This window comes from Corallococcus sp. BB11-1, assembly GCF_026626625.1.
GTDB classification, from domain to species: Bacteria; Myxococcota; Myxococcia; order Myxococcales; family Myxococcaceae; genus Corallococcus; species Corallococcus soli.
In genome coordinates, this window is sequence record NZ_JAPNJY010000042.1 from 86,451 (window position 1) to 107,416 (window position 20,966).

The 20,966-nt window shown below is 71.0% G+C and carries 20 protein-coding genes and 1 pseudogene; 9 read left to right on the plus strand and 12 right to left on the minus strand.

Features of this window, described 5'->3' with window-relative positions:
* Window positions 1–5: 5 nt before the first annotated feature.
* Both OV207_RS36050 and OV207_RS36055 read right to left on the minus strand, forming a co-directional pair.
* On the minus strand, window positions 6–668 hold the full coding sequence (locus OV207_RS36050; protein ID WP_193349640.1) for an SRPBCC family protein: 663 nt from the start codon (window positions 666–668) through the stop codon (window positions 6–8).
* A complete protein-coding gene (locus OV207_RS36055; protein ID WP_193349641.1) occupies window positions 665–1,315 on the minus strand; it encodes a 2OG-Fe(II) oxygenase in 651 nt (216 codons plus the stop codon). The genes OV207_RS36050 and OV207_RS36055 overlap by 4 nt, the downstream gene beginning before the upstream one ends.
* Window positions 1,316–1,591: 276 nt before the next feature.
* Here OV207_RS36055 and OV207_RS36060 point away from each other — a divergent pair, with 276 nt between their 5' ends.
* Entirely contained in the window at window positions 1,592–3,856 is a 2,265-nt protein-coding gene (locus tag OV207_RS36060; protein WP_267559634.1) for a di-heme oxidoredictase family protein, read from the plus strand.
* A gap of 82 nt (window positions 3,857–3,938) precedes the next feature.
* Here OV207_RS36060 and OV207_RS36065 read toward each other — a convergent pair whose 3' ends face one another.
* Window positions 3,939–4,682 carry an energy transducer TonB gene (locus tag OV207_RS36065; protein ID WP_267559635.1) on the minus strand — a complete coding sequence of 248 codons (744 nt, stop codon included), beginning with the start codon at window positions 4,680–4,682 and terminating at the stop codon, window positions 3,939–3,941.
* 113 nt (window positions 4,683–4,795) lie between these two features.
* Window positions 4,796–5,314, minus strand: a complete 519-nt coding sequence (locus OV207_RS36070) for a hypothetical protein (RefSeq protein WP_267559636.1) — start codon at window positions 5,312–5,314, stop codon at window positions 4,796–4,798.
* 385 nt (window positions 5,315–5,699) lie between these two features.
* Between OV207_RS36070 and OV207_RS36075 the strand changes: the two genes are divergently transcribed.
* Window positions 5,700–7,409: a GTPase gene (locus OV207_RS36075; protein ID WP_193349645.1), complete on the plus strand. Its 1,710-nt coding sequence runs from the start codon at window positions 5,700–5,702 to the stop codon at window positions 7,407–7,409.
* 225 nt (window positions 7,410–7,634) lie between these two features.
* On the opposite strand, the pseudogene OV207_RS36080 reads toward OV207_RS36075, so the two are convergent.
* Window positions 7,635–8,039, minus strand: a pseudogene (locus OV207_RS36080) (M23 family metallopeptidase); the annotation flags it as partial.
* Between the two features lie 405 nt (window positions 8,040–8,444).
* Here OV207_RS36080 and OV207_RS36085 point away from each other — a divergent pair.
* The 7 genes from OV207_RS36085 to OV207_RS36115 all read left to right on the plus strand — a co-directional run bounded on the left by OV207_RS36085 (window position 8,445) and on the right by OV207_RS36115 (window position 15,193).
* Window positions 8,445–9,104 carry a TetR/AcrR family transcriptional regulator gene (locus OV207_RS36085; RefSeq protein WP_267559637.1) on the plus strand — a complete coding sequence of 220 codons (660 nt, stop codon included), beginning with the start codon at window positions 8,445–8,447 and terminating at the stop codon, window positions 9,102–9,104.
* A gap of 26 nt (window positions 9,105–9,130) precedes the next feature.
* Entirely contained in the window at window positions 9,131–10,030 is a 900-nt protein-coding gene (locus OV207_RS36090; RefSeq protein WP_267559638.1) for a sterol desaturase family protein, read from the plus strand.
* Between the two features lie 170 nt (window positions 10,031–10,200).
* On the plus strand, window positions 10,201–11,790 hold the full coding sequence (locus OV207_RS36095; RefSeq protein WP_267559639.1) for a glucose-6-phosphate isomerase: 1,590 nt from the start codon (window positions 10,201–10,203) through the stop codon (window positions 11,788–11,790).
* 938 nt (window positions 11,791–12,728) lie between these two features.
* Window positions 12,729–13,010, plus strand: a complete 282-nt coding sequence (locus tag OV207_RS36100) for a hypothetical protein (protein WP_267559640.1) — start codon at window positions 12,729–12,731, stop codon at window positions 13,008–13,010.
* A 161-nt stretch (window positions 13,011–13,171) separates the two neighbouring features.
* Window positions 13,172–13,768 (plus strand): class I SAM-dependent methyltransferase, encoded by a 597-nt coding sequence (locus tag OV207_RS36105; protein ID WP_193349649.1) that lies wholly within the window; start codon window positions 13,172–13,174, stop codon window positions 13,766–13,768.
* A gap of 78 nt (window positions 13,769–13,846) precedes the next feature.
* Window positions 13,847–14,617: an SDR family NAD(P)-dependent oxidoreductase gene (locus OV207_RS36110; RefSeq protein WP_193349650.1), complete on the plus strand. Its 771-nt coding sequence runs from the start codon at window positions 13,847–13,849 to the stop codon at window positions 14,615–14,617.
* 51 nt (window positions 14,618–14,668) lie between these two features.
* Window positions 14,669–15,193, plus strand: a complete 525-nt coding sequence (locus OV207_RS36115) for a hypothetical protein (protein WP_193349651.1) — start codon at window positions 14,669–14,671, stop codon at window positions 15,191–15,193.
* On the opposite strand, the gene OV207_RS36120 is transcribed toward OV207_RS36115, so the two are convergent.
* The 7 genes from OV207_RS36120 to OV207_RS36150 form a co-directional block, all read right to left on the minus strand.
* Entirely contained in the window at window positions 15,186–16,211 is a 1,026-nt protein-coding gene (locus OV207_RS36120; RefSeq protein ID WP_267559641.1) for a cytochrome d ubiquinol oxidase subunit II, read from the minus strand. The two genes, OV207_RS36115 and OV207_RS36120, sit on opposite strands and share 8 nt — an antisense overlap.
* Window positions 16,201–17,529: a cytochrome ubiquinol oxidase subunit I gene (locus OV207_RS36125; RefSeq protein ID WP_324291596.1), complete on the minus strand. Its 1,329-nt coding sequence runs from the start codon at window positions 17,527–17,529 to the stop codon at window positions 16,201–16,203. The genes OV207_RS36120 and OV207_RS36125 overlap by 11 nt, the downstream gene beginning before the upstream one ends.
* A 39-nt stretch (window positions 17,530–17,568) precedes the next feature.
* Entirely contained in the window at window positions 17,569–18,063 is a 495-nt protein-coding gene (locus OV207_RS36130) for a hypothetical protein (RefSeq protein ID WP_267559643.1), read from the minus strand.
* Window positions 18,060–18,464, minus strand: coding sequence for a phage holin family protein (locus OV207_RS36135; RefSeq protein WP_267559644.1), 405 nt, complete (start codon window positions 18,462–18,464; stop codon window positions 18,060–18,062). Before OV207_RS36135 ends, OV207_RS36130 begins: the two co-directional genes overlap by 4 nt.
* A gap of 201 nt (window positions 18,465–18,665) precedes the next feature.
* Window positions 18,666–19,697, minus strand: a complete 1,032-nt coding sequence (locus OV207_RS36140; protein WP_193349656.1) for an ADP-ribosylglycohydrolase family protein — start codon at window positions 19,695–19,697, stop codon at window positions 18,666–18,668.
* 444 nt (window positions 19,698–20,141) lie between these two features.
* Window positions 20,142–20,411 carry a hypothetical protein gene (locus OV207_RS36145; RefSeq protein ID WP_193349657.1) on the minus strand — a complete coding sequence of 90 codons (270 nt, stop codon included), beginning with the start codon at window positions 20,409–20,411 and terminating at the stop codon, window positions 20,142–20,144.
* Window positions 20,412–20,555: 144 nt separating this feature from the next.
* Entirely contained in the window at window positions 20,556–20,960 is a 405-nt protein-coding gene (locus OV207_RS36150; protein ID WP_193349658.1) for a F0F1 ATP synthase subunit epsilon, read from the minus strand.
* Window positions 20,961–20,966: the final 6 nt, after the last annotated feature.

Sequence of the window (20,966 nt, forward strand, 5' to 3'; positions counted from 1 at the left end):
CACCGTCAGCTCGCGCCGCCCTCCACCCGCGACTGGAGCACCGCACCCAGCACCTCCGCGGTGTCCTCCGAAAGCCGGGTGAGGTGCGTGTAGAGCACGTCCTCCACCTGGGACACCGCCTCCGGGGGCGCGCCCGCCTCGCGCAGCCCCGCCAGCACCGCGTACGCCGCCGCGCCCAGCGGCCCCGCGAAGCCGCGCGACTCCTCCCAGAACTCCTCGAAGCACGGCACCGCCTCACCCGACACCACGCGCGCGAGCCGCCCCAGGCACGCCTCCCAGTAGGCCCGGTGCGCGTCACGGGCCACGTCGTCCGCGAAGGGCCCCTGACGCACCTGGAGCCGCGTGCCCCCATCGTCGGTGGGCTGGAAGGTCAGCTCCGCCCGGGTGCGGCCTGACGGCACCGGCCCGCCCTCCCAATCCATTTCAAGCGCCAACGACCTTGGCGGTTCGGCCTCCAGGATGCAGCCCACCTGCGCGAACACACGCCCCGCCGCGTCCCGCAGCACCACCCGGTAGGGCTGGCCCAGGGCGCCGGGGTCCGGCGCGTGCGTGCGGTGGCAGCCCGGCGGCGCGCCGAACCAGCGGCGGATGAGCGAGGGCTGCTCGAACGCGGGGAACACCGCCTCCGGCGGCACCGGCAGCTTCCACTCCAGCATCAGGTGGCTCACGACTGGACCCCCGAACGCGTGCGCAATTCAAACCGGGGCACGCGCGCCAGCTCCGCCTCCGGCGCCCGGTACTGCTCCACCACCAGGCTGATGCGCGACTCCGCCAGCCCCTGCGCCCCGGAGGAGATGGCCTCCACCTCATGCATCAGGTCCCCCCGGAACATCACCAGCGCGCGCTCCTGCGGCGTCAGCTCCGCCACCCGCCCTCCCCGGTGGTACAGCCGCAGGGCCCCGCCCTGGAGTTCCTTCGGAACCTGGACATACAGCACGCTCACCGCCACCGGGCACCCGATGCTGGGGCCGTAGAACTCCAGGCTCCGGTCGATGTGCGCCGCCACCCCACGCCCCTGCCCCACCAGCAGCGGGTTGAGCAGGAAGGCGTTGCACTCCGCCAGCAGCGTCTTCGCCAGGTACGGCGCGAACGCTGGAAAGCGCCGCGTCACGTCCGGCAGGGCCTCCCGGCGGAACGTCAGCGAAAAGCCGTACGTGCCGGAGAACTGCCCCGACAGGTTCGACTCCCCCAGCAGCGACGAGCCCAGGATGGCGGAGCGGATGGACGCCATCGCCTCCTCGGGCAGCGCCTGGGGAGTGCGGTGGAAGAAGGTGTCGAGCCGGAAGGCCCCACCCCACGGTGGCTGGAAGCGCATGGCCCCGGAGTCTACCCACCCTGTCCGCGCCCGTGCACACCGCCTCCGCCGCAACGCGGCAATCCCTCTCAACCCATCGCGTCAATCCAGGGCAACACGGCGCGTCATGGAATACATCAATTTCGCTTATTTATCAGTTATCAGGCCTTAGTTGAATTCTCCGGCCTCCCACCTTGCGGCGGGAATGAATCCCGACTTTCTTCGGACAAGCTACGAAGTCCCCTTCGCAGCGCTCGCCGTCCCACGCTCCATTCCACCCCACTGGAGTCCCCATCCATGAGCCGCAGCAGACTCACGGGCATCGTGCTCGCGTTCCTTGCCGCCAGTTGTCTGGCGGTTGATTCCGAAGCCGCCACGTCTGGCGTCACCCCTTCTGGTTCGTCCGCCATCTTCTACGTCGACACGACGGATTGGGCAGACATCCACTACAAGCTGAACAACGGCCAGCAGCTCAACATCCGCATGGCGGTGACGGGCGGCCGCAACCAGTACGCGGTGACGGGCCTCACCGCCGGAAACGTCATCGACTACAACTTCACGTATTGGGACGTGTCGTGCGGCTGTGCGCGTGACACGACCTGGACGCGCTACACGCACACGGGCGGCACCAACCCGCCGGTGGACGCGGGCACGGGCACGCCGGACGCGGGCGGCACGGTGGACGCCGGCATTCCTCCCAATGGCGACGCCGGCCCCGTGGTGCCGCTGTTCACCAGCGCCACCGCGCTGGAGCCGGCCACCACGGAGACGACCTCCACGGCCATCATCACCCGCGTGGGCGACCGCGTTCGCGACCGCCACATGCGCGAGGACATGTACCAGGCGTACGACCACTACCTGAAGCTGTACTTCGAGAAGCGCACCCACTGGATTGAGATCGTGGATGAGGTGGCCAAGGGCGGCAATCAGGTCGTCGTCAACCTCTACACCATCTACCCGTATGACAGCCCTGACTTCCGGGCGTTCTTCCGCGGCCTGAACACGGTGGCGGAGTACTTCCACAACTCGGACTTCGTGAAGGTGAACGACTACAAGTACACGTCGTCGGTGGGCTTCAACGCCAAGGAAGGCCGCGCCATCCGCGTCGGTGACCGGATGGAGATTGAGATTGGCGTGTTCCTCCAGGCGCCGGTGGAAGGCCGCTTCAACTACTACTCCACGACCATGCTCTACATCGTGGGCCAGGGCGGCGTCGTGCCCTTCGAGGGCCAGGGCGCGACCCGCGACTCCTTCCCGCTGCCGGACAAGGCCTGGGCGGGCGGCCGCGGCACGCTGCACACGCCGTTCTCCAACGAGCCGGACAACCGCTTCCTGCAGATGCCCACGAACCTGGCGCCGGTGAACGCGCAGCCGTTCGTCGAGGGCCGCCGCCTGCACCACACGAACTTCAAGGACGGCACGCACTCGGAGCCGGACAACCCGGTCTTCACGGCGCACATCAACAAGCTGGGCAACAACTACGTCGCGTCCTCCTGTGTCGAGTGCCACAAGCAGAACGGCCGGGGCCTGGCGCCCTCCACGACCAACACCACGCTCACCAACTACGTGGTGAAGGTGGGCAAGGTGAACGGCAGCACGGTGACGGCGGACCCCTTGTTGGGCTTCCGCCTGCAGCCGCGCGCGGTCAGCGGCACGCCGGAGGCGGACGTGCGCATCAGCGGCTGGACGAACACCAGCGGCACGCTGAGGGACGGCACCGCGTACCAGCTGCGCAAGCCCAACTACAGCTTCGTCAACGTGACGCCGACGAACTTCTCCGCGCGCATCACGCCGCAGCTCATCGGCATGGGCCTGCTGGAGGCGGTGCCGGAGTCGCAGGTGGCGGGGCTGGCGGATCCGAACGACGCCAATGGCGACGGCATCTCCGGCCGCATGCAGACGGTGCGGGACCCGGAGACGGGCGTCACGCGGCTGGGCCGCTTCGGTTGGAAGGCGGGCACGGCGCGCGTGAAGCACCAGGTGGCCGAGGCGTTCAACAGCGACATGGGCGTGACGTCGTCGGTGTTCAGGACGCAGGACTGCGGCTCCTCGCAGCAGGGCTGCACGGGCACCAGCACGGAGCTGAGCGACGCGGACCTGGACAAGCACACCCGCTACGTCGCCCTGCTGGGCGTGCCGGCGCGCCGCGACCACAGCGACGCGCAGGCGATGCAGGGTGAGACGGTGTTCACCAACGCGGGCTGCGCGAAGTGCCACGCGCCCACGCTGACCACCAGCCAGTACAGCGCGATGACGGAGTTCCGCGGCCAGACCATCCGCCCGTACACGGACCTGCTGCTGCACGACATGGGCGCGGGCCTCGCGGACAACCTGCCCGAGGGTCAGGCGTCCGGCTCCGAGTGGCGCACCGCGCCCCTCTGGGGCATCGGCCTCACGTCCGGCGTCAGCGGCGGCCAGAACTTCCTGCACGACGGCCGCGCGCGCAACGTGACCGAGGCCATCCTCTGGCACGGCGGCGAGGGCGAGGCCTCCAAGCAGGCCTTCATCAACCTCAGCACCGCGGACCGCAACGCGCTGCTGAAGTTCGTCAACTCGCTGTAATCGCTTCCTGCTGAGAAGCCAGACGCCGGGCGGAGGCCACCGTGCCTCCGCCCGGCGTCCTGTTTTCAGGGACCCGGGCGCGTCACCGGGGAAGGTGCAGATTGAAGAGGAACATGTACCGCACGGAGAGGGGCTTGCCGTCGACGGTCGCGGGCTCGAAGCGGCTGCCCCGGAGTGCCTTGAGTGCGACCGGGGTCATGAGGGGCAGGCTCTTCAGGGAGTGGCAGTTGATGACGTTGCCCTCGCGGGTGATGACACAGCGGATGGCCATCTGCCCCTGGATGCGCTTCTCGATGGCCTCCCGCGTATAGGCGGCTTCCTCACCCGACAGCTTCTTCGGCCGGGTCATGGAATCGGAGGAGAAGAAGGGCACCTGCGCGGCGGCCATCTGGGGAGAGACCGCCCCCTCCTCCGCGAACCAGTAGGCCAGACGCCACCCCGCCCGCGGCCACTCCACCGACGGTTGCACGAAGTCCACGGGGAACTCCACGGGGGGACCGTCGGCTTCCGCTCCGGGCCAGAGCTTCACCTGCACGGTGGCGAACCCCTCACTGATGTTGGGAGGGCCCTTGACCTCGCAGCGCATGGGCTGGGATGGGGGCGGGCGCGGAGAGGGCGGCAGAGACTCCGGGTGGGCCTGGAGGTACGCCAGGTCCTCGGCCCGGATGGAGTCCTCGGGACGCATGTCCGCGGGGAAGCGGGACAGGTCAGGCCAGGACAGCAGGCCGTGCTCACACAGCCGCCGTGCCTTCTCGGTGATTTCACCTTCTGCCCCCCGCGTGCTCCCGGAGACGGAGGCGCAGCCGCTCCCCAGCCATGGGAGCATCAGCCACAACGACAGACGGAGGACTCGGGATGCGCAGGCATTCATGTCCCGGCGCAAGCTAGCAGGCAATCGCCAGGGGAACCCGCTGCGCTTCGCCTCGCATCCTGGTGGATTCAGGGGTCCTGGCGCGGCGATGGGCCGCCTTCCCCGGCAGGCGCTCCTCCATCGAGGCGGGGCAGGTCATTCCCCTGCGCATTGGCGGCACGCTCGGCCTTGAGGCTCAGGGTGACGGGCTGCGCTCCCGCCAGTTGGAGTGACAGGGTGAGTTCGATGCACGCGGGCCCTTCAGGTGGGGTGAACGGCTCCGCGAAGACGACGAAGGAGACGTCCCTGCCGAACCACTCTCCTTCGGTCAGGGTCACCAGGTCGTCCCGGGTCGCGGGCTCGGGAAGGAAGTCCGCGACCAGCGTCGGGAACGCCGCGCCCGTCGCGCAGTCCGTGACGCGGTCGATGCCCAGGGAGACGTTCTCGATGAGGCGTCTGTCCACGGTGGTGGGGCCCTGCGCGCCGATGAGCGCTCGGCCGGAGACGGTGTGCCCGTCATAGCGGACGTGCTCGAAGGCCAGGAGGGGTGGCTGAGCAGGCGGGGGCGGCTTCTGGAGGCGTGCGCAGGCGCTCGCCAGCAGGAGCATCCCGGCTCCTCGCACCATGAGGGTCCGCCGGGGGGCCTTGAGTCGAAACACCCGCACCTGACGCTCCACTCACGACGCGTTCATTGCCAACCGGAAGCAGGTTCGAGGCTGTCATTCAGCTTCGTCGCCTGTCCATCCCTCCCACGAGGTACATCCTCTTTTCACATCTCAACACCTAACGATTCACAGACAACCTGCGCCGTTACCGACCTTCGGCGGAGCAACCCGCGCTTCGCGGAGCACACGCTTCGCGCTGGAACCACGTGATGCCCCCAGGCAGGTCCGGTCGGAGCTCCAGCGGCCCCCGGGAGAATGCACGCTGGCGCACCGTCCCCCCTTCATCGTCGTAGCCAGCGCGCCTCCGCCGCGCCACGCTGCGCCCTCCGTGGACGACACAAGCCTTCCCGACCCTGAAGCCCTCCGCCCGCTGCTCACCGACGCCCTGTCGCTGCCCGCGCTCCAGCCGCACGGCCCGCGCCTGGAGCGCCTGCTGGAGGACTACGCTCGCGGCGTCGCCCGCCGGGACGCGCCGCTCGTCGTCGCGCTCGTCGGCGCCACCGGCGCGGGCAAGTCCACCCTGCTCAACGCGCTCGCGGGGCAGGCCCTGTCCCGCGAGGGCGTGGACCGCCCCACCAGCACCGCCTCCACCCTCTTCGCGCCGGAAGGCACGCCCGTGGAGGAGCTGTCCCGCACCGGCGCGCGCGTCGTGCGCTACACGCCCGGCCCCCAGGGGCTGTGGAGCGGGCAGGTCTTCATCGACACGCCGGACCTCAACAGCGTGGCCACCACCCACCGCGACGTGGCCCGCGCCGCGCTGGACAAGGCCGACGTCGCCCTCGTCGTCATGCACCGGGGCAGCGTCGCGGAGGCCTCCCAGGTGGAGTTCCTCAACGAGTTCGCCCGCCGCCGCGCGCTCGTCTTCATCCTCAACTTCGCCGACGAGCTCTCCGCCGACTCGCGCGACACGCTGAAGGCCCAGATCCGCCGCGTCGCCACCCAGCACCACGGGCTCGCCGCCGAGGACGTCCCCGTCTTCGCCATCTCCGCCCGCGCCGCGAAGGACGGGCAGGACGTGTCCGGCGAGTTCGGCCCCCTGCTCTTCCACCTGCGGGGCCTCGCCACCCAGGCCGTCGCCGCGCGCGTGCGCCACACCAACGCCCTGGGCGCCCTGGAGGAGCTCGCCTCCACCGTGCAGGGCGCGCTCACGGAGACGGACGCGCTCCTGGCGAAGACACGCACCGCACTGGACGCGGGCCTCGCGCGCGCGGCCGAAGCGCTCCAGGGCGACTTCGACGCGCGGCTGGGCCTGGCCCACGGACACCTGGCGTCGGAGGTGCGTCGGCAGGCCGCGGGTCGCTTCTGGGGCCCCGCCGCGTGGGGACTGCGCCTGTCGCTGTGGGGCGCTTCCGGCATGGGCGCTGGCGCGCTGGTGGCCCGCCGCAGCCTGCCCGCGGGACTCGCGGTGGCGGCGGCCTCCACGGTGGTGGACGCCGTGAGGGACCGCACGCGCGCGCGGGCCGCGGAGGTGGCGGTGGTGGAGCCCTTCGAGGACGACTTCCTCGCCGAGTCCGCCGCGCGCACCGCCCTGGCCGAGGCGCGCAGCGTGGCGCGCGCCCAGGGGCTGGAGGCGGAGAGCCTGGGCGTGCCGGACGTGGAGGCGATGCTGGCGGAGCTGCGCGTGGCCCGCGCGGGGGCCTGGCGCTACACGGCCTCCACCGCCGTCGCGGAGGCCGTGGCCCGCTGGTGGCGCACGGCCCGGTGGCTGGTGTTGCCGCTCATCAACCTGCCCCTGCTGGCGCTCCTGGGGCACGTGGGCTACCGCGTGGTGCGTGGCTACGTGGAAGGCCCCCTGCTGCCGTTGGAGTACTTCATCAACGCGGGGGCCCTCTTCGGACTGCTCGCGGGCGCCGGAGCGCTGCTCGCGTCAGCGAGTCTCGTCGGAGCCGCTCGCCATGCGGGGAGAGCGGGCCGGGCTCGCTTTGTCGAGTCCCTCGCCGCCCTGGGCGGGAGGCTGGGAGAGGCCGTCGAGAATGGCCTTGGCACCGGGCGGCAGGCCGCGCGACGCATCCTGGATCGAACCCGCGACGGGCGGTGACATGGACACCACCGCCTGGCCCGGCGTGTGGACGCCCCCGTTGGACGCCATCATCGGCTGCGCGGAGTCCTTGCACAGCGGCGCCGACACCAGCGTGTCGCGCACCGGGTCCCCATAGCCCACGATGCGCGCGGGCACGGAGGGGTTGTTCCACCCGGAGCCCTGCTCCTTGGCGACCTTGAAGTGCAGGTGCGCGCCGCACGCCCAGCCCGTCGCGCCGGAGAAGCCGATGAGCTGGCCTTCCTTCACGCGCTCACCGGGCTTCACCACCACGGCGCTGAAGTGCAGGTACTGCGTCTCCAGCCCGTCGCCGTGGGAGATGACGACGTAGTTGGCCAGCGGCGCGAACTGCTCGCCACAGCCGCCCTGCTTGCTGTCGCCCCGCGCCATGCGGACGGTCCCGTCATGCGCCGCCACGATGGGGGTGCCTTCCGGCATGCGGAAGTCCCACGCGTAGGTGTCGTTGTGCTGGTGACTGCCCGTTTCGTGGCCCTGGCTCACCGTGTAGATGCGACCACAGGCGAAGGGCACACCCACCTCGGCGACGACATTCGAGGCGGCCTGGGCCTTGGAGGGGACGGAGGGAGCCGAAGCGAGGAAGGAGCCGACGAGAAGAGCGGTAATGGTCATATCGGGGCGGGCGGACAACCGGTGCAAGGCCTTGCGGTATTTCCTGCTGATTTTCGCTCAATCCCGAACGGATCACTAGCAGGCGAGCTACGCCCCGCCCTGTCTCAAGGGGCCGACCCTTGACCACATTCCAGAGAGGAAGCCGGCCCAAAGCACTTGAGCGCCTGCTGCGTCGCCTGCCCGGTTGGCAGGCTTGATGTCTCTGATGAAGACCCGCCTCAATCCCTGCCAGTGGGGCGTGTGTAAAGGCAGACGCTCGCCCGCTCCCCTGCCCTGCCAGCAGGCACGGACGACCCCTGCCCGCGTGGATCAGCGGGAGGCCCCCGCGCCCGGGACCCGCCCCCCGGCCGCCCCCTTCCACAAAGTGACTGGTCACTTTTTAAGTTGCGGGTTATCGTCCAGGACATGTCCCCGAGGTCCGCCTCCAGGCCCGCGCCGAAGAAGGCCGCCACCGCCGCGCCGGGCGTGCGTCGCACGCAGGCGGAGCGCCGGGAGACGACGCGGCGCAAGCTGCTGGACGCGACCCTGGAGACGCTGGTGGAGCAGGGCTACGCGCGGCTGACGACGGTGGCGGTGGCGAAGCGGGCGGGGGTGTCCCAGGGGGCGCTCTTCACGCACTTCGACACGAAGGAGGAGCTGCTCGCGGTGGCGGTGGAGCACCTCTTCCCGCGCATCATCCAGGACTTCCTCGCGGGCGTGGGGGCGCGGCCGTCGGGCAAGGACCGGGTGGGGGCGGCGGTGGACATGCTGTGGGCCGTCTACCAGCGGCCGGAGTTGCAGGCCGCCATCGAATTGTACGTCGCGGCGCGCACCGACCCGGAGCTGCAGCGGGCCCTGGCGGCGGTGGACGGCCCGCACCGCCGGAACCTGCACCGCGTGGCGCGCGAGCTGTTCCCGGACGTGGCCGCCACGCACCCGGACTTCGACGACGTGGTGGAGCTGGCGCTGGACGCGGTGCAGGGCGCGGCGGTGGGTGGGGCGGCCCGCCCGTCGGACCCGGCGCACCGCCGGATGCTCGACACCCTGGCGCGCTTCATGCGCGTCGCCTTCGCCCCCAGTGCCTGAGCGGTTGAAACAGCAGGAGGTCTTCCATGGACACGGCGCACATCCCCGACCTCATCACCCCGGCCATCCCGGTGTTCGTCATCACCGTCATCGCGGAGGCGCTGTGGGTGAAGAAGCTGCGCGCGGAGGCGGGCGCCACCATCAAGGGCCACACCTGGAAGGACACGCTGGCCAGCCTCGCCATGGGCCTGGGCAGCGTGGCGGTGGGCGTGGGCTGGAAGGGCGTGGCGTTCGCGGGCTACGCGGCGCTCTACCACCTGACGCCCCTGCGCATGGGCTCGGGGCTGGTGGCCTGGGTGCTGCTCTTCTTCCTGGAGGACCTCTGCTACTACGCCTTCCACCGCGTCCACCATGAGAGCCGCTTCTTCTGGGCCTCGCACGTGGTGCACCACTCCAGCCAGCACTACAACCTGTCCACGGCGCTGCGGCAGACGTGGACGCCCATGACGGGCTGGGTGTTCTGGGCGCCGCTCGCGCTGCTGGGCTTCTCCCCGGCGATGATCGTCACCCAGCAGGCGGTGAGCCTGCTGTACCAGTATTGGATCCACACGGAGGCCATCCACCGGATGCCGCGTCCGTTCGAGTGGTTGTTCAACACGCCGTCGCACCACCGCGCGCACCACGCCTCCAACCCCGTCTACCTGGACACGAACTACGCGGGCATCCTCATCATCTGGGACCGGCTCTTCGGCACCTTCACGCCAGAGGTCGAGCGTCCCATCTACGGGCTGGTGAAGAACCTCACCACGTACAACCCGGTGCGCATCGCGTTCCACGAGTACGGCAACATCCTCCGGGACGCCGCCCGGCCGGGGTCCCTGGGCCAGCGGCTGTCGTATGTCTTCCGCAACCCTGCGTGGAAGCCCCAGGGGGCATCGCCTCCGGAGGCCCCTCCGCCCGTGGAAGTGGCGCACCCGTCGCCGTGAGCACACAAGCGCCTCCCGGACGACAGGGGGCGGAAGCGAAGCGACGTCCAGGCAACGCGGGCCGCGACATCATTGAGTCGGTGCCATGCGGGCCTTGCTACGGTGGGGCGCGGCGATTTCCAGGCCCCGCGCACGAAGGCGGGCGCCTCTCCCAAGCAAGGAGTCGGATCATGACGGAGCGCGAGTTGTGGGAGCGGTACCAGCGGCACCTGTGCGTCGTCCCCTCGGTGGGGCTCTCGCTGGACATCTCCCGCATGAACTTCGGCGCGGACTTCCTGGACGGGATGCGCGCGCGCACGGACGCGGCGTTCCAGGCCATGGACGCGCTGGAGAAGGGCGCCATCGCGAACCCGGACGAGAAGCGCCGCGTGGGCCACTACTGGCTGCGCGCGCCGGCGCTGTCGCCGGAGCCGGAGCTGAAGACCGCCATCACCGACATGCAGGCTTCGGTGGAGGCCTTCGCGCGGGACGTGCACGCGGGCAAGGTGAAGCCCGCGAAGGCGGCCAGGTTCACGCAGGTGCTGCTGGTGGGCATTGGCGGTTCGGCGCTGGGGCCGCAGCTGGTGGCGGACGCGCTGGGCTCGCACCGGGACGCGATGCAGGTGCACTTCCTGGACAACACGGATCCAGACGGGATGGACCGCACGCTGGGGGCCCTGGGTGAGCGGCTGGCGGAGACGCTCACGGTGGTCATCAGCAAGTCGGGCGGCACCAAGGAGACGCGCAACGGCATGCTGGAGACGGAGCGCGCATACCAGCAGCGCGGCCTGGACTTCGGCGCGCACGCGGTGGCGGTGACGGGGGACGGCAGCGAGCTGGACCAGTACGCGAAGCAGCACCACTGGCTGCGCACCTTCCCCATGTGGGACTGGGTTGGCGGGCGCACGTCCATCATGTCGGCGGTGGGGCTGGTGCCGGCGCGGTTGCAGGGGCTGGACGTGGACGGCTTCCTCGCGGGCGCGAAGGACATGGACGCGGCGACGCGCGAGCGCGACGTGGCGAAGAACCCGGCGGCGCTGCTCGCGCTGATGTGGTTCCACGCGGGCGGCGGCAGGGGCCAGAAGGACATGGTCATCCTGCCGTACAAGGACCGGCTGATGCTGATGTCCAAGTACCTCCAGCAGCTGGTGATGGAGTCGCTGGGCAAGGAGCTGAGCCTGGACGGCCAGGTGGTGAACCAGGGCATCGCCGTCTATGGCAACAAGGGCTCCACGGATCAGCACGCGTACGTGCAGCAGCTGCGCGAGGGCGTGAACAACTTCTTCGTCACCTTCGTGGAGGTGCTGAAGGACCGGGACGGCAAGTCCATGGCGGTGGAGGGCGACAACACCAGCGGCGACTACCTGCTGGGCTTCTTGCTGGGCACGCGCCGGGCGCTGTTCGAGAAGGGCCGCGAGTCGATGACGCTCACCGTGCAGGACGTGAGCGCGCGCACGGTGGGGGCGTTGATTGCGTTGTACGAGCGGGCGGTGGGGCTCTACGCCAGCCTCGTGAACATCAATGCCTATCACCAGCCGGGCGTGGAGGCGGGCAAGAAGGCCGCGGGCCGCGTGCTGGAGTTGCAGGGCAAGCTGCTCTCGAAGCTGAAGGCGGCGAAGGCGGAGGCGCGCTCGGCGGATCAGCTGGCCCAGGACATCGGCGCGCCGGACGAGGCGGAGACGGTGTTCAAGCTGCTGGAGCACCTGTCCGCCAACGGCGACCACGGCGTGAAGCGCAGCGGCGGCCAGCGCCCCGCCGAGGCGCGCTTCCAGGCGGGGTAGCGGACACTGTGATGGCCCGGCGGGGCAATGCATGGCGGACCCGGGCGGCGGATAGCCTGGGCCGTCATGGAACAGGGCCTCGCCAGGGCTGGGCACGGATGGAGCTGGGCGCATGCGCATACGGCGGGGATGTGGCTGTGCGTCCTGGGCTGCGTGACCGGGTGTCCGGAGGTGCACCGCAAGGGCGGCATCGCGGACCGGGCCGCGCATCGGGATGCGATGGAGCAGGCTCCCGAGGCCCCGTGTGACCCTGCTGTCTGGAAACTCCATTGTGCAGGTGAAGACGCTCCGAGCGCGGAGTGTCTCGAGCGTTGCGGATGATGAGCCGCTGGCACGTCCCCCTGGCACTGCTCACATGCCTCGTGCTCGTGGGGCCCACACTCTTCATCCTCCGCAATGCGCGAGAAGCCCAGGCCGCGCCCGCGCCAGGGCAGCAGGGCATCGTCCCAATCCTTGACGCCGAATCACGGGCCCGGCTGCTGACCTATCACCGCGGGTGTTCAAAGCAGGCGGACTGCGAGCAGCCTCTCGGCTGCTTCTCCGATTCACGCCACGGGAAGTACTGCACGGACAGCAACTGCACGAACGACCTTCAATGCCCGGAGGATCAGCGCTGCCGCACGATGAGCACGTTCCATGGAGGACCGCGGTTCAGACTCTGCGCTCCCACCGGCCCACGCCAGGAAGGAGAGCTCTGCCTGGATCTCCCAAGAGACAGGACCTCTTCCTGCGCGGGAGAGCTTCAGTGCGCGGGCATCAACGGCCTGGGTTACTGCGCCCGCTCCTGCGCTCCCGGCGAACCTGGCACCTGCCCGGACGGCTTCTTCTGCGCGGACGTGCAACCCGGGCCCTCCTGCCTCCCCACGTGTGAAGCCGGTGGATGCCCCCAGGGCCAGCAGTGCATCCCCTTCATCGACGGGGCGTCCCTCTGCGCATCGGTGGTCTACGGCACGAACTGCCTCAAGACGCCCTGCCCCGGCGGTCACAAGTGCCAGGTGGACCCGTCCACGCGGTTCCCCGGCAAGGTCTGGATGGAGTGCGTCGTGCGCTGCTCCGACGCGAACCCGACCTGCGCGGAGGGTCAGGTCTGCGACCGCTATCACTGCCTTCAAGCCTGTGACCCGAATGGCCCCAACCCGTGCGCCGAGGGCTACCACTGCGACCGCCGTGGCAAGGACCTGCCCTGGTCCTGTCAGCCAGACTCCTGGCCGGTTCGCTGACCTCCCGACGCCCGCCGGCCCCGGAGTCCCGGGCCGTCCTCCAGCGGATGAAGCCCTGCGCCGGTGTGCATGGCCGACACATGCCCGGGCCCGCCCGGACGGGATGTGGCGGGAGCGTGACGTCCCCATCCTCGGGACTCGCGAGCCACCGGAGCCCCCTGATGAAGACGTCGCGGTCCGCCCCCTTCCTCGTCCCGCCCGCCATCCCTCCGCTCCAGGCCCACGAGGCGGATGACCCGTGGCGCTTCGACGCCCTGGGCTCCGTGCGCAGCCGCGACGCCATCACGCTGGAGGCCCTGCCCCGCCCGCGCTACCGCTCCGCCCTGGAGCTTGGCAGCGCCCTCGGCGGCCTCACCGTGAAGCTCCAGGAGCGCTGTGACGCCCTGCTCTCCGTGGGGGTGGCCCTGCGCGACCAGTCCCGCGCCCTCCACCGCTGCCGCCACCTGCCCCACGTGCGCTTCCAGGTGATGGCCGTGCCGGACGCCTTCCCCGAACCGACCTTCGACCTCACCGTCGTGTCCGAGCGCGCCTGCCACTGGAGCCTCCCGGAGCTGGAGCGCGCGCAGCAGCACATCCTCGGGCACCTGGAGACCGGCGGACACCTGCTGCTCGTCCACTGGACCGGCCAGACGCGCGACATGCGCCTCAGCGGCAACGACGTCCACGACTCCTTCCGCCGCCTCTCCCCCAAGGGCCTGCGCCACCTGCGCGGGGAGATGGACGGCACCTGGCGCCTGGACGTGTTCGAGCGCCTCTAGGCGCCTTCCGTCCGGATCTCGACCGCCCCCCCAAGAACCCGCGCCCCATCCGCTCCCGCCAGCGGTACAAGGGGAGGCATGGAACTCGGAATCGCGGAAAAAACCGCGCTCGTCACCGGCAGCAGCCGGGGCATCGGACGGGCCATCGCCACGGTGCTGTCGCGCGAGGGCGCCCGGGTGTGCGTGTGCGCCCGGAACCTGGAGCCCCTGGAGGCCGTCGCGAAGGCGCTGCGCTCCGAGGGGGCGCAGGTGGCCACGGTGGTCGCGGACGTGGCCACTCCCGAGGGGGCCCAGGCGGCGGTGGACTCGGCGGTGCGCGCGTTCGGCTCGCTGGACATCCTGGTGAACAACGTGGGCGGCAGCGGCGGCGCGGGCGCGTTCGACGCGGCCAGCTCCGAGCAATGGGCGGACGTGCTCCAGCGCAACCTGATGTCCGCGGTGTGGTGCAGCCAGCGCGCCCTCAACGTGATGCGCGCGCGCGGGGGCGGCAGCATCGTCCACATCAGCTCCATCTTCGGCCGCGAGTACGCCACCAGCGCGCCCTACAGCGCCGCCAAGGCGGGCCTCATCGCGTTGACCAAGGAGATGGCGGTGGACCTGGCCCCGCACCGCATCCGCGTCAACGCCGTGGCCCCGGGCTCCATCTTCTTCCCCGGGGGGAGCTGGGACAAACGCCAGCAGCTGGACCCGGAGGCCGTGGCCCGCATGGTGCGCGAGCAGATCCCCTGGGGCCGCTTCGGCACGCCGGAGGAGGTGGCGGACGTGGTCGCCTTCCTGTGCTCCGAACGGGCGAAGTGGGTGACGGGCGCCACCCTGCCCGTGGATGGCGGACAGGGCCGCGCCTTCTGACGCGCGCGCCGCCCGCCTGACGGTAGAGTCCGCGCGCATGAGGCCACTGGCGTGCTGAAGCTCTACAAGAAGGACGGCGACACCCTGCGCTACTGGGAGGCGTGGGAGCACGAGGGCGTCGTCACCGTGCACTGGGGCGCCGTGGGCGACGGCGGCGAGCAGAAGGCCGTCCCCGTCCCCCCGGACGAGGACCCGGACATGGTCATCGCCCAGGAGGCCGAAGCCCTGGTGGACGCCGGCTACGACGAGCCCGAACCGGACGCCATGGCCGTGCTCCTGGTGGAGTACGCCGTGAAGGGCAAGGGCAACGGCCACGACTTCGAGCAGCGCAACGCCGTGGAGGAGCTGCTCACGGACGCGCTCGGCTGGACGGGCAACGGCGAGGTGGAGGGCGGTGAGACGGAGGAGGGCCACATGCGCGTGCACTGCCGCGTGATGGACCCGGAGTCCGCCGCGCGCACGGTGGTGGAGGCGCTGGACTCCGAGGACCTGCTCGAAGGCGCCCGGGTGCTCGTGGCGCGGGGCGACGAGAAGCCCCGCGTCGTCCACCCGCCCCTCTTCCCCGTCCTCAAGTAGGAGGCACGGGGGTCGCGGCCCCCGGGGCCTGGGGCCGGAACACGCGGAACAGGAGCACCAGCGACGGCACCACCGCCACCGCTCCTATCGCGAGCGCGACCAGCAGCAGCCGCTGCACCGTCGGCGACGACGCCGCGCTCCGCAGCGTCAGGCCCGGGTACACCAGGTACGGCGCCTGCGACACCGCCCACCCCAGCACGATGAGCCCCGCCTGCGTGGCCGCCGCCACCCGCGCGGCCCGGAAGCGCCGCGTCCACAGGAGCGCGAAGGCCGCCACCGCCGCCACCGCCGTGCCCACGTGCAGCGCCAGCGCGAAGGGCGTCTGTGACAGCCCCGCCCACACCCGGGGCGCGCCCTCCCGCGACAGCAGCAGCGCCACCAGCGCCAGCGGGAACAGCAGCGCGCCCGTCACCAGCGCGCGCCAGCGGAAGTCCTCCGCCAGCGGGGGCGTGTGCGCTTCGTGCGTGAGGTACACCGCCGCCAGGAACGCGAAGAGCCCCAGCGTCAGCACGCCCACGGACACCGCGAAGGGGGACAGCCACGACGCGAAGAAGCCGCTCACCACCGCGTGCCCCTGCATGCGGATGGCGTCGCTGGCCACCGCGCCCACGCACATGCCCAGCAGCAGCGGCGCCACCACGCTCGCCACGCTGAACACGACGCCCCACCTGCGCTCCACCGCGTCCCCCCGCGTGTCGTAGGCGCGGAAGGTGAAGGCCGTGCCCCGGAACACGATGCCCAGCACCAGCAGCGTCAGGGGCACGTGCAAGGCCACGCTCAGCGCCGCGAACGCGCGGGGAAAGCCGCTGAAGAGCAGCACCAGCCCGACGATGAGCCAGACGTGGTTCACCTCCCACACCGGCCCGATGGCGCGGGCGATGAGCGCGCGCTGCTCCGCCTTGCGAGGCCCCCGGGCCAGCAGGTCCCACACCCCGCCGCCGAAGTCCGCCCCGCCCAGGAGCGCGTACAGCACGAACGTGCCCGCCACCGCGAGCCCCAGCACCTCTTCAGTGGGCATGGGTCACCTTCCCGTCCACCGCGCCGGGCAGCGTGGCCGCCACCTGCCGCCAGAGCACGAAGAGCACCGTCACCCCCAGGAACAGGTACACCGCCGTGAAGGTGAAGAACGGCGCGGCCAGGTGCGGCACCGGCGTCACCGCCTCGCTGGTGCGCATCACGCCCCGGACGATCCACGGCTGGCGGCCCCACTCGGTGACGAGCCACCCCGCCTCCAGCGCCACCAGCCCCAGCGGCCCGGTGAAGAGCCACGCCCGCATCAGCCCCTTGCCGTGGGGCCACTCGCGGCCCCGCCAGCGCCTCCACAGCGTCACCAGCGCGAGCAGCGCCATCAGGCTGCCCGTGCCCACCATCACCTGGAAGGCCACGTGCACCTTCGCCACCGGGGGCCAGGTGTCGCGGGGGAAGTCGTTCAGCCCCTTCACCTCCGCGTTTGGATCACCAAACGCCAGGATGGAGAGCCCCTTCGGCACGCCGATGGCGCCCGGGACGGTGCGCGTCTCCACGTCCGGCAGGCCCCCCAGCAGCAGCGGCGCGCCCACCTCCGTGTCGAAGTGTCCCTCCATCGCGGCCAGCTTCACCGGCTGCGCCTTCGCGACGTGCTTGGCGGACAGGTCCCCCACCAGCGGCTGCAGGAGCGCGGTGAGGCACGCGAGCGGCAGCGCGACGGACAGCGCCTTCTTGTGGAAGGCCGCCCCCGGGTGCTTGAGCAGGATGAAGGCGTGGATGCCCGCCATGGCGAACGCGCTGGCCTGGTAGCAGGACAGCAGCACGTGCGCCGTCTGGTACTGCCAGCCGGGGCTGAACATGGCCACCAGCGGCTGCACGTCCGTGGGCCCCGCGGGCGTGGCCGTGAAGCCGGACGGGTTGTTCATGAACGTGTTCACCAGCGTGACGAAGAACGCGCTGGCCGCGCCGCTCACCGCCACCATCACACCGCTGAACAGGTGCAGGCCCGGCGACACCCGCTCGCGGCCGTACAGGTAGATGCCCAGGAAGATGGCCTCGGTGAAGAAGGCCACGCCCTCCAGGCTGAAGGGCAGGCCAATCACTTCCCCGTAGCGGCCCATGAACTCCGGCCACAGCAGCCCCAATTCGAACGACAACACCGTCCCGCTCACCGCGCCCACCGCGAACAGGATGGCGGTGCCCTTGGCCAGCTTCTCGCTGAGCTTGCGGTAGTCGTTGTCCCCCGTCCGCCGGTGCTTCCAGTCGCTCAGCACCATCAGCACCGGCAACGCCACGCCCGCCGCCGCGAACACGATGTGGAACGCGAGCGACAGGCCCATCTGCGCGCGCGCATAGAGCAGGTCCGTCATGTGCATCAGTCTGCTTTATGCGTGCTTTTTACGCATTCACTATTTCTTATCGTCGTCCCCAGGGCGCTTGCCAGCGGTGCGCGAGGGCACCAGGGACTGCATGGAGTTGCGGGCCACGGCGGTGGCGAGCGTGGTGGCGAAGATCATCACCAGCTTGCGGCCCAGCTCCGCGCCCAGGGGCTTGTCCTCCACGCTGGTGGCCACGCGCTCCGGGTGGTCCCACGCCCGCGACAGGGCCTGCCGGCGCTGGCGGCGCACGCGCTCGTCATGGTGCCGGGCGCGGTAGATGACCAGGCCCAGGCCCGCGCCCACCACCACCAGCGCGGCGGCGCCCACGGTGACGAGCAGGTCGCGGTTCTGGTTCAGGTGGTAGCGCACGTCGGTGGCGCGGTGGCGGCGGCGGTCCAGCTCCTCCAGGGTCAGGAGCAGCTCGTCGCGGATGCGGTCCGCGGTCTGCTCCACCTGCTCCCGGTCACCCATGCGGCGGGTGATGGCGTGGTCGGCGTGGACTTCCAATTCGGATGCCTGGCTCATTGCAGCGTCTCCCGGGTCATCTTGAAGTCCGCCTTCAAACGGTCCTGGGTGCGGGGCATGGGCTGCTTGGGCACCCGCTTGGAGCCCAGGAACAGCAGCAGGCCCGCCACCGCGAGCAGCACCACGCCCACGATGGCCACGCCCAGCGCGGCGACGACGGGGATGGCGAGCCCCAGGGCGACGAAGAGCACCGCCAGCGAGGTGAGGGCCAGCACGGCCCCCGCTCCCAGGAGGATGCCCGCGGTCTTGGCGGCCTGGAGCTCCTGCTTGAGCTCCTTCTTCGCGTGCAGCACCTCCGCCTTCACGAGCAGGCGGGTTTCCGACAAGGCGTGCCGGATGAGCTCCGAGGTGGAGAGCGTCTCCAGTTGGGTGCGCTCCAGGCGTTCCGATTCGAGGTCCACGACCGTGCCTCCGACTTGGTGGGCCCAGGGGAAGACGTCACCCGACGTCTCAGCGGCGTCCCCTCCGCCCCTGTTCTGCCCCACAAGGTGGTCAGGAAGGGTGGGCGGGAGAAGTCCCGACGCACACCCCTCCGTCGTTCGTCTGCCTGCCTGGTACCCCCGCCCGGAGAGGAGGGGCGGGCTTCCGGACGGCGGCGGACGCTAGCGGCGGGTCTTCTGGTGGGCGATCGCCGTGGCCAGCGTCTCGCGCACCTGGCGGGCGCGGAACAGCCGGTCCGCGGTGTCCACCAGGTTCTCCGCGTACAGCACCTGCTTGCGCAGGCGGGCCGGCAGGGCGCGCGTGCCCAGGTGCGCGCCCAGCAGCGCGCCGGTGAGGGCCGCGGCCACGTCCGCCTCGCCCCCGCAGCGCAGCGTGAGGACGACGGCCTCGCGGAAGTCGTGCGGCACCTTGAGCGTCGCGTACAGCGACGTGAGCAGCACCGGCACCACGTGGGCCGGCAGGCCGTCCACGCCCTTCAGCTCGCTGGGGGGCACGCCCACCTTGCGGAGCTGGTTGAGCGCGCGCGTGGTGTCCCAGGTGAGCAGGCGCGGCAGGTGGCGGATCTCCTCCGCCAGCGCCTTGTCGTGCACCGCGGCGGCCAGCGCCAGGGCGTCACAGAAGGCCGCGGGCGTGAGGGCCTCCTCCTCCATGCCCAGCGCCACCGCCTGCGCGAACGCGGCCGCGGCGGCCGCGCAGACCGGGTCCTTGTGCGTGATGACCGTGAGCACGCCCGCGTCGTGCGGCAGGCGCGCGCGCTGGCCGCTCTCGAACAGGCCCACCACCAGCGCGCGGCTCAGGACGGACGGGCAGCGCGTGCCCAGGGAAGCGCCCGCGCTCATCCACGGCGTGCCCCCGGCGAGCCGCTGGAGCGCTTCGGAGAGGCTGCGCGGCGGCTGGAGGATGATGCCCTCCTGCCACAGCCACGCCAGGTGGGCCGCGGCGCTGCGGCCGTCCACCTTGCCCTCGCGGATGACGCTCTCCGCGGCGGCCAGGAGCAGCTGCGTGTCGTCGCTGAACTGGCCCTTGGCGAACTTGCCGCGCGGGCGGGGCGCGAAGTCCTCCGCGAGCCCGGGCAGGCGCGACAGGCTGGCCGGGGGAACGCCCCGGAGCGGAAAGCCGAGCGCGTCGCCAATGGCGAGCCCCAGAAACGCCGCATGAAACCGGTCCTGGCGATCTGCGGGAGTCAGCGGCATCGGAGGGGCGGAGATTACCCGAGCCTCAGGCAAGGACGAGCACCGAGATGAACGCTGCGTGGGCGCGCGAAGCGACAGCGTTTTCATCATGGGGCCTTGACGTGCACGGAGCGGGTTCGGTGAAGCGATGGACAGGAAGCCTCCCGCCGAATTGCACCGCGCGCGTCGACACTTTCTGCCTCCTCCGCCGTCAACGCGGCGCAACCGGGGGCGCGGTAGCTATCGCATCCCGCCGCGTTTCAGCAAGCAGGCGACCCCGATGACGTGCGCGAGCCCCACTCCGTGTCCAACTCCGGATGCTGCGCATGGACCGAAAGGGACGCACGGGTGGCCGCGCGTGGGTGTGCAAGGCGCCGTGCGCGTGCGCCGCCCACGGGCTCAGGTGTTCACCTTGACGCGCGCGACTTCACGTCGTTGCTCCGCGAGCGTCGTGCGCGCGCACGCTCACGCGTCGTCGCGTCCCAGATTCACCACCGCGAGCAGCCGCGCCACCACCGCTTCGGCGCCCTGGTGCAGCCGCGTGCCGTCCCAGAGCGCCGGGGACGTGTGGCCTCCGCGCTCGCGCCAGTCCGCCTCCACCTCCGCGTAGGTGAGGTTGCGGAAGCGCACGCGGTCTTCCAGCGCGTGGTCGGTGACGAAGCGGCGCGCGGTGGCGGACGGTGGATCCGCGATGCGGTGGAACAGCTCCAGCATGGGGGCGACGGGAGGGCTCATGGCGGGCCCGCATCATGCGCCCGGCGCCAGGAACGCAGAAAGGGTGAAGCGCCGTCCCCGGTGTCACGGGGCTTCGGGCAGCTCCACCCTCTTCGCGTTCAAGCCAGGTGCTTCACGCGCCCCAGGCAGGGCGCGCAGGGGGCGTCAGCGGGACTCGGCGGCCCCGATGCGCGCGGCCTCGCGGCGCACCGCGGCCTGCTCCAGCGCGTAGCGCGCGTCCGCGCTGTTCAGGTCCTTCAGGCGCGTCTCCGCCTCCGCCATGCGGCGACGGGCGCCCGCGACGTCGATGCCGGTGATGGGCTCGGCGGCGTCCGCCAGCACCAGCACCTTGTCGTTGCTCACCTCCACGAAGCCGCCGGCGATGAAGTACTTGTCCTGACGGCCGCCCTCGATGAGGGTCAGCGTGCCCGGCTCCACCAGCGACAGGAACGGCGTGTGGCCCGGCCGCACGCCGAACAGGCCCTCTCCGCCCGGCACGATGGCCTCGTCGGCCTGCACGGACAGGATGCGCTTCTCGGGGGTGACGATCTCGACAGTCAGCTTGGCCATGAACGT